Source organism: Pseudomonas sp. 8 R 14 (assembly GCF_900005955.1).
GTDB lineage: Bacteria > Pseudomonadota > Gammaproteobacteria > Pseudomonadales > Pseudomonadaceae > Aquipseudomonas > Aquipseudomonas marginalis.
The window spans coordinates 25,980-40,407 of sequence record NZ_CVTH01000040.1; the positions used below are offsets into that span (position 1 = coordinate 25,980).

At 61.9% G+C, this 14,428-nt stretch carries 13 protein-coding genes; 9 read left to right on the forward strand and 4 right to left on the reverse strand.

The features are described from left to right. Positions 1-17 precede the first annotated feature (17 nt). The 3 genes from BFQ01_RS08150 (at position 18) to BFQ01_RS08160 (ending at position 2,968) form a co-directional block, all read left to right on the forward strand. A complete protein-coding gene (locus BFQ01_RS08150; protein ID WP_027605226.1) occupies positions 18-473 on the forward strand; it encodes a MaoC family dehydratase in 456 nt (151 codons plus the stop codon). 105 nt (positions 474-578) lie between these two features. Further along, a complete protein-coding gene (locus BFQ01_RS08155; protein ID WP_065924886.1) occupies positions 579-2,297 on the forward strand; it encodes a C13 family peptidase in 1,719 nt (572 codons plus the stop codon). Between the two features lie 29 nt (positions 2,298-2,326). Continuing rightward, the gene (locus BFQ01_RS08160) at positions 2,327-2,968 is read left to right on the forward strand and encodes an oxidoreductase (RefSeq protein ID WP_027605224.1); all 642 of its coding nucleotides are present in this window, start codon (positions 2,327-2,329) and stop codon (positions 2,966-2,968) included. Between the two features lie 73 nt (positions 2,969-3,041). On the opposite strand, the gene BFQ01_RS08165 is transcribed toward BFQ01_RS08160, so the two are convergent. From BFQ01_RS08165 to BFQ01_RS08180, 4 genes are all read right to left on the reverse strand, one after another. After that, complete coding sequence (locus tag BFQ01_RS08165; protein ID WP_027605223.1) at positions 3,042-3,326, reverse strand: YceK/YidQ family lipoprotein; 285 nt, start codon at positions 3,324-3,326, stop codon at positions 3,042-3,044. Further along, positions 3,319-3,948: a flavin prenyltransferase UbiX gene (gene ubiX / locus BFQ01_RS08170; protein ID WP_027605222.1), complete on the reverse strand. Its 630-nt coding sequence runs from the start codon at positions 3,946-3,948 to the stop codon at positions 3,319-3,321. The genes BFQ01_RS08165 and ubiX overlap by 8 nt, the downstream gene beginning before the upstream one ends. After that, on the reverse strand, positions 3,945-5,294 hold the full coding sequence (gene mpl / locus BFQ01_RS08175; RefSeq protein WP_065924887.1) for a UDP-N-acetylmuramate:L-alanyl-gamma-D-glutamyl-meso-diaminopimelate ligase: 1,350 nt from the start codon (positions 5,292-5,294) through the stop codon (positions 3,945-3,947). Before mpl ends, ubiX begins: the two co-directional genes overlap by 4 nt. A 73-nt stretch (positions 5,295-5,367) precedes the next feature. Further along, on the reverse strand, positions 5,368-7,263 hold the full coding sequence (locus BFQ01_RS08180) for a sigma-54-dependent Fis family transcriptional regulator (protein WP_065924888.1): 1,896 nt from the start codon (positions 7,261-7,263) through the stop codon (positions 5,368-5,370). Between the two features lie 272 nt (positions 7,264-7,535). On the opposite strand from BFQ01_RS08180, the gene BFQ01_RS08185 reads away from it, so the two are divergent. The 6 genes from BFQ01_RS08185 to BFQ01_RS08210 all read left to right on the forward strand — a co-directional run bounded on the left by BFQ01_RS08185 (position 7,536) and on the right by BFQ01_RS08210 (position 14,425). After that, positions 7,536-9,056, forward strand: a complete 1,521-nt coding sequence (locus BFQ01_RS08185) for an acetaldehyde dehydrogenase ExaC (protein WP_027605219.1) — start codon at positions 7,536-7,538, stop codon at positions 9,054-9,056. A 143-nt stretch (positions 9,057-9,199) separates the two neighbouring features. Beyond that, on the forward strand, positions 9,200-10,633 hold the full coding sequence (eat, locus tag BFQ01_RS08190; protein ID WP_024077594.1) for an ethanolamine permease: 1,434 nt from the start codon (positions 9,200-9,202) through the stop codon (positions 10,631-10,633). 57 nt (positions 10,634-10,690) lie between these two features. After that, positions 10,691-12,085 (forward strand): ethanolamine ammonia-lyase subunit EutB, encoded by a 1,395-nt coding sequence (locus BFQ01_RS08195; RefSeq protein WP_065924889.1) that lies wholly within the window; start codon positions 10,691-10,693, stop codon positions 12,083-12,085. Then, positions 12,082-12,915 (forward strand): ethanolamine ammonia-lyase subunit EutC, encoded by an 834-nt coding sequence (gene eutC / locus BFQ01_RS08200; RefSeq protein WP_065924890.1) that lies wholly within the window; start codon positions 12,082-12,084, stop codon positions 12,913-12,915. The genes BFQ01_RS08195 and eutC overlap by 4 nt, the downstream gene beginning before the upstream one ends. 92 nt (positions 12,916-13,007) lie before the next feature. Beyond that, on the forward strand, positions 13,008-13,466 hold the full coding sequence (locus tag BFQ01_RS08205; protein ID WP_027605216.1) for a GNAT family N-acetyltransferase: 459 nt from the start codon (positions 13,008-13,010) through the stop codon (positions 13,464-13,466). Between the two features lie 302 nt (positions 13,467-13,768). Next, positions 13,769-14,425 carry a DedA family protein gene (locus BFQ01_RS08210; protein ID WP_027605215.1) on the forward strand — a complete coding sequence of 219 codons (657 nt, stop codon included), beginning with the start codon at positions 13,769-13,771 and terminating at the stop codon, positions 14,423-14,425. Positions 14,426-14,428: the final 3 nt, after the last annotated feature.

Below are 14,428 nucleotides of genomic sequence, written 5' to 3' on the forward strand. Positions count from 1 at the left end.
AACCAAGGAGAGACGCAATGCCCTATGTACCCGTAGCGCAGCTCAAAGATTATGTCGGCAAGGAACTGGGACGTTCCGAATGGCTCACCATCGACCAGGCACGTATCAACCTGTTCGCCGAGGCCACTGGCGATCATCAGTTCATCCACGTCGATCCGGTCAAGGCCGCACAAACCCCGTTCGGCAGCACCATCGCCCACGGCTTCCTGTCGCTGTCGCTGATGCCCAAGCTGATGGAAGACATCCTGATCGTGCCCGAAGGCCTGAAGATGGCCGTCAACTATGGCCTGGACAGCGTGCGCTTTATCCAGCCGGTGAAAGTCAATTCCAAGGTGCGCCTGAACGTGACCCTCACCGACGTCACCGAGAAAAAGCCCGGCCAATGGCTGCTCAAGGCCACCGCCACCCTGGAAATCGATGGCCAGGAAAAACCCGCTTACGTCGCCGAGTCGTTGTCGCTGTACTTCGTGTAAGCCCATTCCTGTGGCGAGCCACTGAAACTCGCCACAGGGTATGTAAATTTATGTATGAATCTCGCAGCTGCGGCATACTCGGCGCTCAATTATCCGGATCCCGCTATGCGCCCACTCGCTCCCCTTGCCCTTGCCCTGTTGCTCACCGCTTGCGGAGACGGCGAATCGCTGTTGCCGCCCGATGCGCGCCTGCCCGATGGCGGCCGTTACCGGGGCGATGTGGTCAATGGTCTGCTGCAAGGCCAGGGCCGCGTGGATTATCCCAACGGCAGCTGGTACGCCGGGCAGTTCGACAAAGGCCAGTGGCACGGCCAGGGCGAATGGCATGGCAGCAACGGCGAAGTCTATAAAGGCCAGTTCCAGCAAGGCCTGTTCGATGGACAGGGCAGCCTCACCACGGCCGGCAGCCACTATGTGGGCGGGTTCAAGAACGGTCGGCGCAACGGCGAAGGCACCCTCAAAGAAGGGCAGATGACCTATCGCGGCGAATTCAAGGACGACCAGTATTCCGGCCTTGGCCGCCTGGAACTGGCCGACGGCAGCCAGTATCAGGGCCAGTTCGCCCACGGCAAGCCGAACGGCGAAGGCCAGCGCAATGACGACAGCGGCAACCAGTTCAGCGGCCACTTCGTCGACGGCCAACTGGAGGGCAACGGTACGTTCAACAGCGCCGACGGCGACATCTATGTCGGCCAGTTCAAGCAGAACCAGCTCAACGGCAAGGGCCGCTATGAAAACGCCGATGGCGACGTGTGGATCGGCCAGTTCAAGGAAGGCGCACTCAGCGGCAAGGGCGAACTGATCGGCGTGGATGGCAGCCACTACGTCGGCCAGTTCAGCGACTGGCGCTTTACCGGCGAAGGCCGCCTGAACCTGACCGACGGCAGCTTCTATATCGGCGGCTTTGACAGCGACAACTATCAAGGCCGCGGCACCCTGGTACTCACCGACGGCACCGTGCAGGCCGGTACCTGGGTCAACGGCATGCGCGTACGTGATGCTGACGGCGCATTGTTGCCCGACCCACTGGAGATCGGCGTACTGGCCCAGGGCCATTTGCTCGATGCCGCCCTCGCTGCCGTGCCTGCGTCCACCCCCGCAGTGGAGCTGTACACCCTGGCCGTGGCCGGCGACGGCAAACAAAGCGTGTTCCTGCGCGAAGCCGATTACGTCAGCAATATGCTCACCACTCGCTTCGGCGCACGGGGGCAGATCCGCCTGGTCAACCACCGCGACCATATCGCTGACCGACCACTGGCCACCCGCGAAAGCCTGCGCCGGGCCGTGCAAACCCTGGCCGAGCGCACCGGACCGGAAGACCTGGTGTTTATCTACATGACCAGCCACGGCACCCACGAACACGAACTGGTGCTGGACCAACCGCGCATGGAACTGGCCGACCTGCCCGCCGATGAATTGGCCGCCGTGCTCGCGCCGCTGAAAAACCGCGACAAGATCGTGGTGATTTCAGCCTGCTACTCCGGTGGATTCATCCCGGCGCTCAAAGACGAACGCACCCTGATCATGACCGCCTCACGCGCCGACCGCGTGTCCTTCGGCTGTTCCGAAGAGGCCGACTTCACCTACTTCGGCGATGCCCTCTTCGCCCAAGCCTTCAACCAGACCGACGATCTGCAGCAAGCCTTCAAGCTGGCGCAGCTGCATGTGAGCGAACGCGAACAGGCAGACAACTTCGAAGCGTCCGAACCGCAGATCTGGGCCCCCAAAGGCGTGATCGCCCACTGGCAATTATTACGCAAGCAGCAGGCACGAAAGGCGCTGGAAAGCGTCTCAATGAATAGCAAGGAAGCCAAAGGCAACTAAGCTGTAACGTGTAACAAGGGGGAAACACCATGTACCTGACACCTCAGCATATCCTGCTCGCTGGCGCCTCTGGCCTGACCGGCGAACACCTGCTCGACCGCCTGCTCAACGAACCTACCGTGACCCGTGTGTTGGCACCCAGCCGCAAGCCGCTGGCCGAGCATCCGCACCTGGAAAACCCGGTGGGCGACCCGGCGGTGTTCCTGCCGCAACTGAGCGGCCAGGTAGATATTGCCTTCTGCTGCCTGGGTACCACCATCAAGAAAGCCGGTTCGGAAGAAGCTTTTCGTGCCGTCGACCTGGATATGGTCGTAGCCTTTGCCAAGCGCGCGCGGGAGATGGGCGCGCGGCACCTGATCGTGATCAGCGCGATTGGCGCCGACCCGAAATCCTCGGTGTTCTACAACCGGGTCAAAGGGGAAATGGAACAGGCACTCAAGGCCCAGGACTGGCCGCAACTGACCATCGTGCGGCCTTCGTTGCTGCTGGGGGAACGGCTGGAGCCCCGTTTGGCCGAGCAACTGGCCGGGCCGCTGTCACGGTTGATTCCGGGGAAATACCACGGCATTGAAGTCTGCGAACTGGCCCGGGCCATGTGGCGCCTGGCGCTGGAAGAGCAGGACGGGGTGCGGGTGGTGGAGTCGGATGAACTGCGCAAGCTCGGTAAATAAAGCCGAACACAAAGCAGAATGTGGGAGGGGCTTGCCCACCCACATTGGTTTTGTGGTGCTTTTAAAATCCAGGCTAGAGCCCGCCCGTGGCGTTAAATCCCACACCGAGCACCGTCAACACTGACAGCGGCAATAAAAGCGTGTCGAGCAACGCGCTGGCCGGCAGGTCGACACCGGGGTAGCTGGGCGCCTCGGCACCGAACCGGTCCTTGGCGCAGCAACCTCCGTTCATTGCATACAAATCCAATCGCGTGCCGGCATACACCACCGGCGCGCCGGGCTGCGCGGCGTCCAGGGTACGCGCGGTGGCGCAGCCGGCCAATTGCAGCGCCAGTATCACCAACAGCGCCTTATTCATCGCTGCTCAAATGGTGTTCGCCCCAACGCGGCAGCATGTCCTGGGGGATATTCAACAGGTTGAGAATGCGCGCCACCACGAAATCCACCAGGTCATCGATGGTCTGCGGCTGGTGATAGAAGCCGGGCGACGCCGGCAGGATGGTCACCCCCAGGTTCGACAGCTTGAGCATGTGCTCCAGATGAATGCTCGAGTACGGCGCCTCACGCGGCACCAGGATCAACTGGCGGCGCTCCTTCAACGTCACGTCGGCGGCGCGCTCGATCAGGTTATTGCAAGCGCCGGTGGCAATCGCCGACAACGTTCCCGTGGAGCACGGCACCACGACCATTGCCGCCGGCGCACCGGAGCCCGAAGCCACCGGCGACATCCAGTCTTCCTTGCCGTAGACCTTGATCTGTCCCGCCGCCGCACCGGTGTACTCGGTGAGGAAGGCTTGCATCATCTGCACCTTGGCTGGCAGCGCGACATCAGTCTCGGTGGCCATCACCAACTGCGCGGCCTTGGAGATCAGAAAGTGCACCTCACGGTCTTCACGCACCAGGCAATCGAGCAGGCGCAAGCCATAGGGCGCGCCGGATGCGCCGGTCATCGCCAGGGTGACGCGCTCCGGGCCACTCATTTCAAGGCCTCGGCCAGTTTGCCGTGCAAGCCGCCGAAGCCGCCGTTGCTCATCACCACCACATGGGTGCCAGGCTTGGCCTGGTGCTTGACGAACGCAATGATGCCCTCGATGGAATCACAGACTTTCGACGGCACCGTGCATTGCGCCGCAATCGCCGGCAGGTCCCAGCCGAGATTGGCCGGGGCATACCACACCACCTGGTCGGCATCGTTAACGCTTTCCGGCAGGCCGTCGCGGTGTGCGCCGAGCTTCATGGAGTTTGAGCGCGGCTCGACAATCGCAATGATCGGGGCATCGCCAACACGTTTGCGCAGGCCGTCGAGGGTGGTGGCAATGGCCGTTGGGTGGTGGGCAAAGTCGTCGTAGATGGTAATCCCATTCACGTCGGCGACCTTTTCCATACGGCGCTTCACGCTCTTGAATGCGCTCAACGCAGCAATGCCCATGGACGGCACCACGCCCACATGCCGCGCGGCCGCCAAGGTGACCAAGGCATTGGCGACGTTGTGCTGGCCAGTCATGTCCCACTCGACGATGCCTTGGGCCTCGCCTTCAAACAGCACTTCAAACCGGGAACCGTCTTCACTGAGCAACTTGACCTGCCATTGCCCACCCGCACCGGTGGTTTGCACCGGGGTCCAGCAGCCCATCTGGATCACGCGCTGCAAGGCCGGCTCGGTGGTCGGGTGGATGACCAGGCCTTCGCTCGCAATGGTGCGCACCAAATGGTGGAACTGCCGCTCGATCGCCGCCAGGTCGGGGAAGATGTCGGCGTGATCGAACTCAAGGTTGTTGAGGATCGCGGTGCGTGGACGGTAGTGGACGAACTTGGAGCGCTTGTCGAAGAACGCACTGTCGTACTCGTCGGCTTCGATCACGAAGAACGGCGTATCGCCCAGGCGCGCCGACACCGAGAAGTTCTGCGGCACGCCGCCGATCAGGAAGCCCGGGCTCATGCCCGCGTGTTCCAGCACCCAGGCGAGCATGCTGCTGGTGGTGGTCTTGCCGTGGGTGCCGGCAACGGCCAATACCCAGCGACCTTGCAGCACATGGTCGGCCAGCCATTGCGGGCCGGACACGTAAGGCAAGCCTTTGTTGAGGACGTATTCGACCGCCGGATTACCCCGGGACATGGCATTGCCGATCACCACCAGGTCCGGTACCGGGTCGAATTGCGCCGGATCGTAACCCTGGGTCAGTTCAATGCCCTGGGCCTCGAGTTGCGTGCTCATGGGTGGGTAAACATTGGCATCGGAGCCCGTTACGTGATGGCCCAGTTCTTTGGCCAGAACCGCCATCGAACCCATGAAGGTGCCGCAGATACCAAGAATATGAATGTGCATAGTCGACCTCGTAAACATCGAGGCAGGTTAGCGCAGGGGGGCGAAAATCGCACTCTTTAGCTGTAGGACCGATCTATGGCGCAGCCCGTGCAATACCGTGCCGGCGCAGCTTTCTATACAGCGTGTTACGGCTGACACCCAGCTGCTCCGCCGTATGGGTCATGTGCCAGCGTTGTTGCTCCAGGGCCGTGAGCAGGGCGAGTCGCTCGGCGTCGCCCAGGGGCGACTCTGCAAGCCTGGCCTCGGCCACTGCTTGCGGCCGTGCCTGGCGAATCAACGCTGGCAAATCCTCAAGGCCGACCCGCCCGTCGTCACACAGCGCCGCCAGCGTTCGCAACACCGTGCGCAGTTGCCGAACGTTGCCCGGCCAGGGGTAGGACAGCAGCGCCGAACGCACCGCCGGGTCGAGTCTTATGCTCTGGCCGCCCGCCTCCTGCGCCAGCAGGAAATCCAGCAACTGAGGCTTATCGCTGCGTTCACGCAACGCTGGCAAAACGACTTCCAGGCCGTTGAGGCGGTAATACAGGTCTTCCCGAAAACTTCCGTCCTGCACGCGCTCCAGCAAATTCCGGTGAGTCGCGCTGATAATTCTGACATCAACCGCCTGGGGCTCACCGCCGATGGGCACCACCATGCGGTCCTCCAGCACCCTTAACAGGCGCGTCTGCAGCGCCAACGGCATATCGCCGATTTCATCGAGGAACAGCGTACCGCCGTCGGCCTGTTGCAACTTGCCCTGCATGCCGTCCTTGCGCGCGCCGGTAAAGCTGCCGCCGCGATAGCCGAACAATTCGCTTTCGATCAGGCTTTCCGGGATGGCGGCGCAGTTGAGGGCAACGAACGCCTTGTCGGCACGCTGGCTGGCGTGATGCACCGCCTTGGCGAAAGCCTCTTTGCCGGAGCCGGTTTCGCCGTTGATCAGCAAGGGCACATCGCGCTCGAATACCCGCAGCGCTTTACGGAAGTCAATCTGCAGCGCCGGGTCGCCCAGGCAGATACCGGCCAGGCGCACGGGTTCAGGCTTGGCGATGGGCGCAGGTACACTGCGCGATTGACCACGCAAGGCCGCGAACAAGTGCCGACCATCCCGCGTGCGCAATGGCCAACTGGCGGTGGCATTGGCACTGGCGCGACCGAGCAGTTGGTCCAGGGAACACTCGAACAACGCCTCCACCGGTTGCCCCAGCAACCCACCACGCACCTGCCCCAGCAGGTTGAGTGCGCTCTGGTTGACGGCACATATCCGCCCTTCGCCGTCAAACGCCAACAACCCTTCGCTGAACAGGCCCACCGACTCGGCCTGCAGGTGAAAGCGCAGCAGCCAATGGTTTTCGAAGTGACGCAGGAAGTAGCAACTCTCGATCATCTTCGCCGACAGGTTAACCAGCGCCATGGTGTGGAACTGGCTCTGCCGCGACACCTCCTCCCGGGCCGACGACACGTCCAGCACCGCCAACAGGTCGCCGTGGGGGTCGAACACCGGGCTCGCCGAACAGGTCAGCCCGGTGTGGCGCCCACGAAAATGTTCATCGCGATGAATGGTCAACGACTGGCGCTCCACCAGGCAGGTGCCGATGCCATTGGTGCCCTCGCACGCTTCGCTCCAATCGGCACCGAGCCACAGCCCGGAGCGTTCGAAAATCTTGCGCTCGGACGGTGCTGTGACACAGTTGAGGATCACCCCACGGGCATCGGTCAGCAGCACCGCGTGGCCAGCGCCCGACAGCTGCTGGTGCAGGCTGTTCATCTCGCTGCCGGCGATATGCAGCACCTGTTGCAGGCGCTCGCGGCTTTCCAGCAGGCGGCCGTGCTCAAGCACCGTAGGGGCGATGGTCTGGGCAGGATCGAGGTGGTAGTCCTCCAGGCAGCGCAGCCAGGAGCGGGCGATGGACGGGTCGCTCGACGGGTCGCGCCCACGCGCCACAGTAAGGACTTGCTGGGCATGGCGACTGAAATGATCGTTGTGCATGTTCTTATTATTCTCCCTGCGTGAGAGCCACCAGCATCCCCCAGGCACCCAGCCAATGCAATCCCGGACCGACTCGCCGGTCACGGCCTGTACCGTTTATGGCACAAACTGTCACAGCGCCTGTACCACCCGTGTCACAGCAACGCCTTGCAACAAACCCCAAGCCCTTGATTTTCCTGGCCTGCAAAGCAGTGGCCCAACCTTTGCTCTACGCTTTATCAAGCGCTTGCGCGCTGCACTCCAATAAACATAAAAGCCAGGAGATACCCACCATGCGTTACGCACACCCCGGTACTGAAGGCGCGATCGTTTCGTTCAAGGCCAAGTACGGCAACTACATTGGTGGCGAATTCGTTGCCCCGGTCGATGGCAACTATTTCACCAACACCTCGCCGGTCAACGGCAAGCCTATCGCCGAATTCCCGCGCTCCACTGCCAAAGACATCGACAAGGCGCTGGACGCCGCCCACGCTGCCGCTGACGCCTGGGGCAAGACCTCGGCCCAGGACCGCTCGCTGGTGCTGCTGAAAATCGCCGACCGCATCGAACAGAATCTCGAACTGCTGGCCATCACCGAAACCTGGGACAACGGCAAGGCGGTGCGTGAAACCCTCAACGCCGACATCCCGCTGGCCGCCGACCACTTCCGCTACTTCGCCGGTTGCATCCGCGCCCAGGAAGGCACCAGCGCCGAGATCAACGAACACACCGCGTCCTATCACTTCCACGAGCCACTGGGCGTGGTCGGCCAGATCATCCCGTGGAACTTCCCGCTGCTGATGGCCGCGTGGAAACTCGCCCCGGCCCTGGCCGCCGGCAACTGCGTGGTGCTCAAGCCTGCCGAGCAAACACCGCTGGGCATCAACGTGCTGCTGGAAGTCATCGGCGACCTGCTGCCACCGGGCGTGCTGAACGTGGTGCACGGCTTCGGCAAGGAGGCCGGCGAAGCCCTGGCCACCAGCAAACGCATCGCCAAGATCGCCTTCACCGGCTCCACCCCGGTGGGCTCGCACATCATGCATGCGGCGGCCGAGAACATCATTCCGTCCACCGTCGAGCTGGGCGGCAAGTCGCCGAACATCTTCTTCGCCGACATCATGAAAGCCGAACCGTCGTTCATCGAGAAAGCCGCCGAAGGGCTGGTGCTGGCGTTCTTCAACCAGGGCGAAGTGTGCACCTGCCCATCCCGCGCGCTGGTGGAAGAGTCGATCTACGACGACTTCATGAAAGTGGTGATGAAGAAGGTCGAGCAGATCAAGCGCGGCGACCCGCTGGACACCGACACCATGGTCGGCGCCCAGGCGTCCGAGCAGCAGTTCGACAAGATCCTGTCCTACCTGGAAATTGCCAAGGGCGAAGGCGCGCAATTGCTCACTGGCGGTAAGGTCGAGCAGCTCACCGGCGATATGGCCGGCGGCTATTACATCCAGCCGACCCTGCTCAAGGGCACCAATGAAATGCGCGTGTTCCAGGAAGAAATCTTCGGCCCGGTAGTGAGCATCACCACCTTCAAGGACGAAGCCGAAGCCCTGGCGATTGCCAACGACACCGAGTTCGGCCTGGGCGCCGGTGTGTGGACCCGCGACATCAACCGCGCCTACCGCATGGGCCGCGCGATCAAGGCGGGCCGCGTGTGGACCAACTGCTACCACCTGTACCCGGCGCATGCCGCGTTTGGCGGTTACAAGAAGTCCGGCGTGGGCCGTGAGACCCACAAGATGATGTTGGATCACTACCAGCAGACCAAGAACCTGCTGGTGAGCTACGACATTAATCCGTTGGGCTTCTTCTAACTAACCCCTCCCACAGTTGAAATGCACTCAAATGTGGGAGGGGCTTGCCCTCTCCCACACTTAGCTCTCCACAAGTACTTGCCAATTGCATTCGGCACACAGAGGCCGAGTTAAAAAACAATAACAATGAAAGGTACTTTCCCATGCCTAGCGAACCGACTGGATCTTCTGTCGACTTCGAAAAAGTCGACTCCCAATACTTCCAACAACGCGAACTGAAAAAAGGCGCCGCCGGCTGGGTCCTGCTGGTTGGTCTTGGCGTTGCCTACGTCATCTCCGGCGACTACGCCGGCTGGAACTTCGGCCTGGCCCAGGGTGGCTGGGGCGGGATGTTCCTCGCCACATTGCTGATGGCCACCATGTACCTGTGCATGTGCTTTTCCCTGGCCGAACTGTCTTCCATGATCCCCACCGCCGGCGGTGGCTACGGTTTTGCCCGCAGTGCCTTCGGGCCCTGGGGCGGGTTCCTGACGGGCACCGCCATCCTGATCGAATACGCCATCGCCCCCGCCGCCATCGCGGTGTTTATCGGCGCCTATTGCGAGTCGCTGTTCGGCATCGGCGGCTGGATGATTTACCTGGCGTTCTACATCATCTTTATCGGCATCCATATCTTTGGCGTCGGCGAAGCCTTGAAGCTGATGTTCGTGATCACCGCCATCGCCGCGATTGCGCTGGGCGTGTTCCTGGTGTCGATGGTGCCGCACTTCAATGTCGCCAACCTGCTGGATATTCCGGTGACCGAGGCCAAGGGCGCCAGCACCTTCCTGCCATTCGGCTATGTCGGCGTGTGGGCGGCGATCCCCTATGCGATCTGGTTTTTCCTCGCCGTAGAGGGCGTGCCCCTGGCCGCCGAAGAAACCAAGAACCCCAAGCGCGACCTGCCCCGGGGCCTGATCGGCGCCATTGTGGTGCTGACCAGCTTTGCCCTGTTGATCCTGGTGATCGCACCGGGCGGCGCGGGCACCTACGCACTGGTCAAATCCGGTAACCCGCTGGTGGAAGCGCTGGCGCTGTCCTATGGCGGTTCGACCTGGATGGGCAGCTTCGTCAACCTGGTCGGTCTGGCAGGCTTGATCGCGAGCTTTTTCTCGATTATCTACGCCTATTCGCGGCAGATCTTTGCCTTGTCCCGTGCCGGCTACCTGCCGCGCAAACTGTCCCAGACCAACAAGAGCAAGGCCCCGGTACTGGCCCTGGTGATCCCCGGGATTATCGGCTTCGGCCTGTCGCTGACCGGCCAGGGGGATCTGTTGATCCTGGTGGCGGTGTTTGGCGCGACCATTTCCTACGTGCTGATGATGGCCGCGCACATCACCCTGCGTATCCGTCGCCCCAAAATGGACCGTCCTTATCGCACGCCGGGCGGCATCTTCACGTCCGGCGTCGCCTTGGTACTGGCCTGCGTGGCCGTCGTTGCGGGCTTTCTGGTGGATCCACGGGTGGTGATTGGCGCCGCGATCATCTATGGAGTATTAATTGCTTACTTTGCTTTCTACAGCCGGCATCACTTGGTAGCAGGCACGCCCGAAGAAGAATTCGCCGCGATCCAGGCCGCAGAGGCCGCCTTGCACTAACTGCCGTAAACCTCGACGCGGGTTCCTCTCCTGCCCGCGTCGTCAAGGAGACACTGTATGGCAAGCTTTTCCCACGCGGTCGGTGCACAGACCTACCGCTTCGACAGCCTCAAGGACGTGATGGCCAAGGCCAGTCCCGCGCGTTCCGGGGACTTTCTGGCCGGCGTCGCCGCGCAGAACGACGGTGAGCGGGTGGCGGCGCAAATGGCGCTGGCAAATATCCCGCTGAAACACTTCCTCGAAGAAGCGCTGATCCCCTATGAAAGCGATGAAGTCACGCGGCTGATCATCGACACCCACGACAAGCAGGCTTTCGCCGTGGTCAGCCACCTGACCGTCGGCGGCCTGCGCGACTGGCTGCTCAGCGACGCCGCCGATGAACAATCCCTACGCGCATTGGCGCCGGGGCTGACACCGGAAATGGCAGCGGCGGTGTCGAAGATCATGCGCGTGCAGGACCTGGTACTGGTGGCGCAGAAGATCCGTGTGGTCACCCGGTTTCGCGGCACCATGGGCCTGCGCGGACGCCTGTCGACCCGCCTGCAACCCAACCACCCGACCGACGAGCCGGCGGGTATCGCCGCGAGCATTCTCGACGGCCTGCTCTACGGCAACGGCGACGCCATGATCGGCATCAACCCGGCCACCGACAGCATCGCCTCGATCTGCGCCATGCTGGAGATGCTCGACGCAATCATTCAGCGCTACGAAATCCCCACCCAGGCCTGTGTGCTGACCCACGTCACCACTTCCATCGAAGCCATCAACCGCGGCGTGCCGCTGGACCTGGTGTTCCAGTCGATTGCCGGCACCGAGGCGGCCAATGCCAGTTTCGGCATCAGCCTGAGCGTGCTGCAGGAAGGTTACGAGGCGGGCTTGAGCCTGAACCGGGGCACCTTGGGCCAGAACCTGATGTATTTCGAAACCGGCCAGGGCAGTGCCTTGTCGGCCAACGCGCATTTTGGCGTCGACCAGCAAACCTGCGAAACCCGCGCCTATGCGGTGGCCCGGCATTTCAAGCCGTTTCTGGTCAACACCGTGGTCGGCTTTATCGGCCCCGAGTACCTGTACAACGGCAAGCAGATCATCCGCGCCGGCCTTGAAGACCACTTCTGCGGCAAGCTGCTGGGCGTGCCCATGGGCTGCGACATCTGCTACACCAACCACGCCGAAGCCGACCAGGACGACATGGACACCCTGCTGACCCTGCTGGGCGTCGCCGGGATCAACTTCATCATGGGCATCCCCGGCTCCGACGACATCATGCTCAACTACCAGACCACCTCGTTCCACGACGCCTTGTACGCTCGCCAGACATTGGGTTTAAAACCGGCGCCGGAGTTTGAACAGTGGCTGGCCAAAATGGGCATCTTTACGCAAGCCGACGGCAAGGTGCGCTTCGGCAACAGCCTGCCACCGGCGTTTCGCCACGCCCTGGCGCAATTGGGATGAAGGAGCCGCCCGTGCAACTCGACCTGCCTGAAAACCCGTGGCTGGAACTGCGCCGCCTGACCCCGGCGCGAATTGCCCTGGGCCGCACCGGCACCAGCATTCCCACCAACGCCCAACTTGATTTCCAATTTGCCCACGCCCAGGCACGGGACGCGGTGCACCTGCCCTTCGACCATGCAGGCCTGAGCAGTCAGTTGGCCGAGCGTGGGCGCGATAGCCTGTTGCTGCACAGCGCGGCAACCGACCGGCACAGCTACCTGCAACGCCCGGATTTGGGGCGGCGCTTGAGTGACGAATCGGCCCAAAGCCTGCGGGATTACGCGGCTGAGCATCCGGGCGGCATGGACCTGGCGGTCGTGGTGGCGGACGGTCTGTCGGCGCTGGCAGTACATAAACATACGTTGCCGTTTCTGACGCGCATGGAAGAGCAGACCCACGCTGAAGGGTGGTCCTTGTCGCCGGTGATCCTGGTGGAACAGGGCCGCGTGGCGGTCGCGGATGAAATCGGGCAACTGCTCGGCGCCAAGATGGTGGTGATCCTCATCGGCGAACGGCCGGGGCTCAGTTCGCCGGACAGTTTGGGGCTGTACTTCACCTACAACCCCAAGGTCGGCCTCACCGATGCCTATCGCAACTGCATCTCCAATGTGCGCTTGGAAGGCCTGAGCTATGGCATGGCGGCCCATCGCCTGCTGTACTTGATGCGAGAGGCGTGTCGCCGGCAGCTGTCGGGGGTCAACCTGAAGGACGAGGCGCAGGTTCAGACCCTTGAATCCGACGACCCGGACCTGATGAAGGGCAATTTCCTGCTCAGCCCATCCACCGACTGATCCCGGCACGATTGCGCTTTTTCGCGCCTTTAGGCAGCATCAAGTCACGGCCGCTCGTGTGGTCATACCCCATTTGGAAGTTGAGGCCTGGCATGCGGATTACTCAAGCGACCCTGGAACACCTGGACCTGTTGACCCCGTTGTTCGTCAAGTACCGCGAGTTCTACGGGGCCCTGCCCTTTCCGGATTCGTCACGGGCCTTCCTGGAAAAGCGCCTGCGCCGCAAGGAGTCGGTGATCTACCTGGCCCTAGCCGATGACGACGACAAACGCGTGCTCGGGTTTTGCCAGCTTTACCCGAGCTTTTCCTCGCTGTCGCTTAAACGCGTGTGGATCCTCAACGACATCTATGTGGCCGAAGACGCGCGCCGGCAACTGGTGGCGGATAACCTGATGCGCACGGCGAAGAAAATGGCCAAGGAAACCCACGCAGTGCGGCTGCGGGTATCGACCAGCAGTGATAACCAGGTGGCGCAGAAGACGTACGAGTCCATCGGGTTTCGTGAAGACACCGAGTTCAAGAACTACACCTTGCCGATCAGCGAAGACTGACGCCCTGACACCATGGACACCTTGTGGGAGGGGGCTACACCCCGATGGCGGCTGTTCAGTCAGACTATTTATAACTGACCGAATGCTTTCGCGAGCAAACTCGCTCCCACAGTGCCTTTCTGGCGATCTGTGGACCGTCCCCCCGCGACATCCCCCGCTACAAAACCAACACGCTTTTCACCTCTCAATCCGTATAATGCGGACCTTTCAGGGTTGTAAGAAACACTACATACACGTGTAGCCTTATTACCCGAGCTTCCGCACAGGCCTGCCGAGTCGGGCCGTTCACACAGGTGCCATCCATGGATTTCAACCCGCTCGACCTTATCCTGCATCTCGACGTGTACCTCGACATGCTGGTAACCAATTATGGTCCGTGGATATACGCCATTCTGTTCCTGGTCATCTTTTGCGAAACCGGCCTGGTGGTCATGCCGTTCCTACCAGGTGATTCGTTGCTGTTTATCGCCGGCGCCGTGGCAGCAGGCGGTGGCATGGACCCGGTATTGCTGGGCGGGCTGCTGATGCTGGCGGCAATCCTCGGCGACAGTACCAATTATGTGATCGGGCGAACGGCGGGAGAACGCCTGTTCAGCAACCCGAACTCGAAAATCTTCCGCCGCGACTACCTGCAAAAGACCCACGATTTCTACGACAGGCACGGCGGCAAAACCGTGACCCTCGCGCGTTTCCTGCCGATCCTGCGCACCTTTGCGCCGTTCGTTGCCGGCATCGCGAAAATGCCCTATGCACGCTTCTTCGGTTTCAGCGTGCTGGGCACCATTCTCTGGGTCGGCGGCCTGGTGACCCTGGGCTACTTCTTCGGCAACGTGCCATTTATCAAGAAAAACCTTTCGCTGCTGGTGGTGTTCATCATCCTGCTGTCGCTGGTGCCGATGATCATTGGCGTGTTCCGCAGCCGCTTTGGTCGCACGTCTTCAGAAGCCAAATCGCAGTAACCC

Bases quoted from the DNA above. Each gene is read 5' to 3' on its own strand.
- BFQ01_RS08205 (WP_027605216.1), top strand. From the start codon at position 13,008: ATGCGGATTACTCAAGCGACCCTGGAACACCTGGACCTGTTGACCCCG.
- BFQ01_RS08165 (WP_027605223.1), bottom strand. From the start codon at position 3,326: ATGAATAAGGCGCTGTTGGTGATACTGGCGCTGCAATTGGCCGGCTGC.
- BFQ01_RS08180 (WP_065924888.1), bottom strand. From the start codon at position 7,263: ATGCACAACGATCATTTCAGTCGCCATGCCCAGCAAGTCCTTACTGTG.
- BFQ01_RS08160 (WP_027605224.1), top strand. From the start codon at position 2,327: ATGTACCTGACACCTCAGCATATCCTGCTCGCTGGCGCCTCTGGCCTG.
- BFQ01_RS08155 (WP_065924886.1), top strand. From the start codon at position 579: ATGCGCCCACTCGCTCCCCTTGCCCTTGCCCTGTTGCTCACCGCTTGC.
- BFQ01_RS08195 (WP_065924889.1), top strand. From the start codon at position 10,691: ATGGCAAGCTTTTCCCACGCGGTCGGTGCACAGACCTACCGCTTCGAC.
- BFQ01_RS08185 (WP_027605219.1), top strand. From the start codon at position 7,536: ATGCGTTACGCACACCCCGGTACTGAAGGCGCGATCGTTTCGTTCAAG.
- mpl (WP_065924887.1), bottom strand. From the start codon at position 5,294: ATGCACATTCATATTCTTGGTATCTGCGGCACCTTCATGGGTTCGATG.
- ubiX (WP_027605222.1), bottom strand. From the start codon at position 3,948: ATGAGTGGCCCGGAGCGCGTCACCCTGGCGATGACCGGCGCATCCGGC.
- BFQ01_RS08210 (WP_027605215.1), top strand. From the start codon at position 13,769: ATGGATTTCAACCCGCTCGACCTTATCCTGCATCTCGACGTGTACCTC.
- eutC (WP_065924890.1), top strand. From the start codon at position 12,082: ATGAAGGAGCCGCCCGTGCAACTCGACCTGCCTGAAAACCCGTGGCTG.
- BFQ01_RS08150 (WP_027605226.1), top strand. From the start codon at position 18: ATGCCCTATGTACCCGTAGCGCAGCTCAAAGATTATGTCGGCAAGGAA.
- eat (WP_024077594.1), top strand. From the start codon at position 9,200: ATGCCTAGCGAACCGACTGGATCTTCTGTCGACTTCGAAAAAGTCGAC.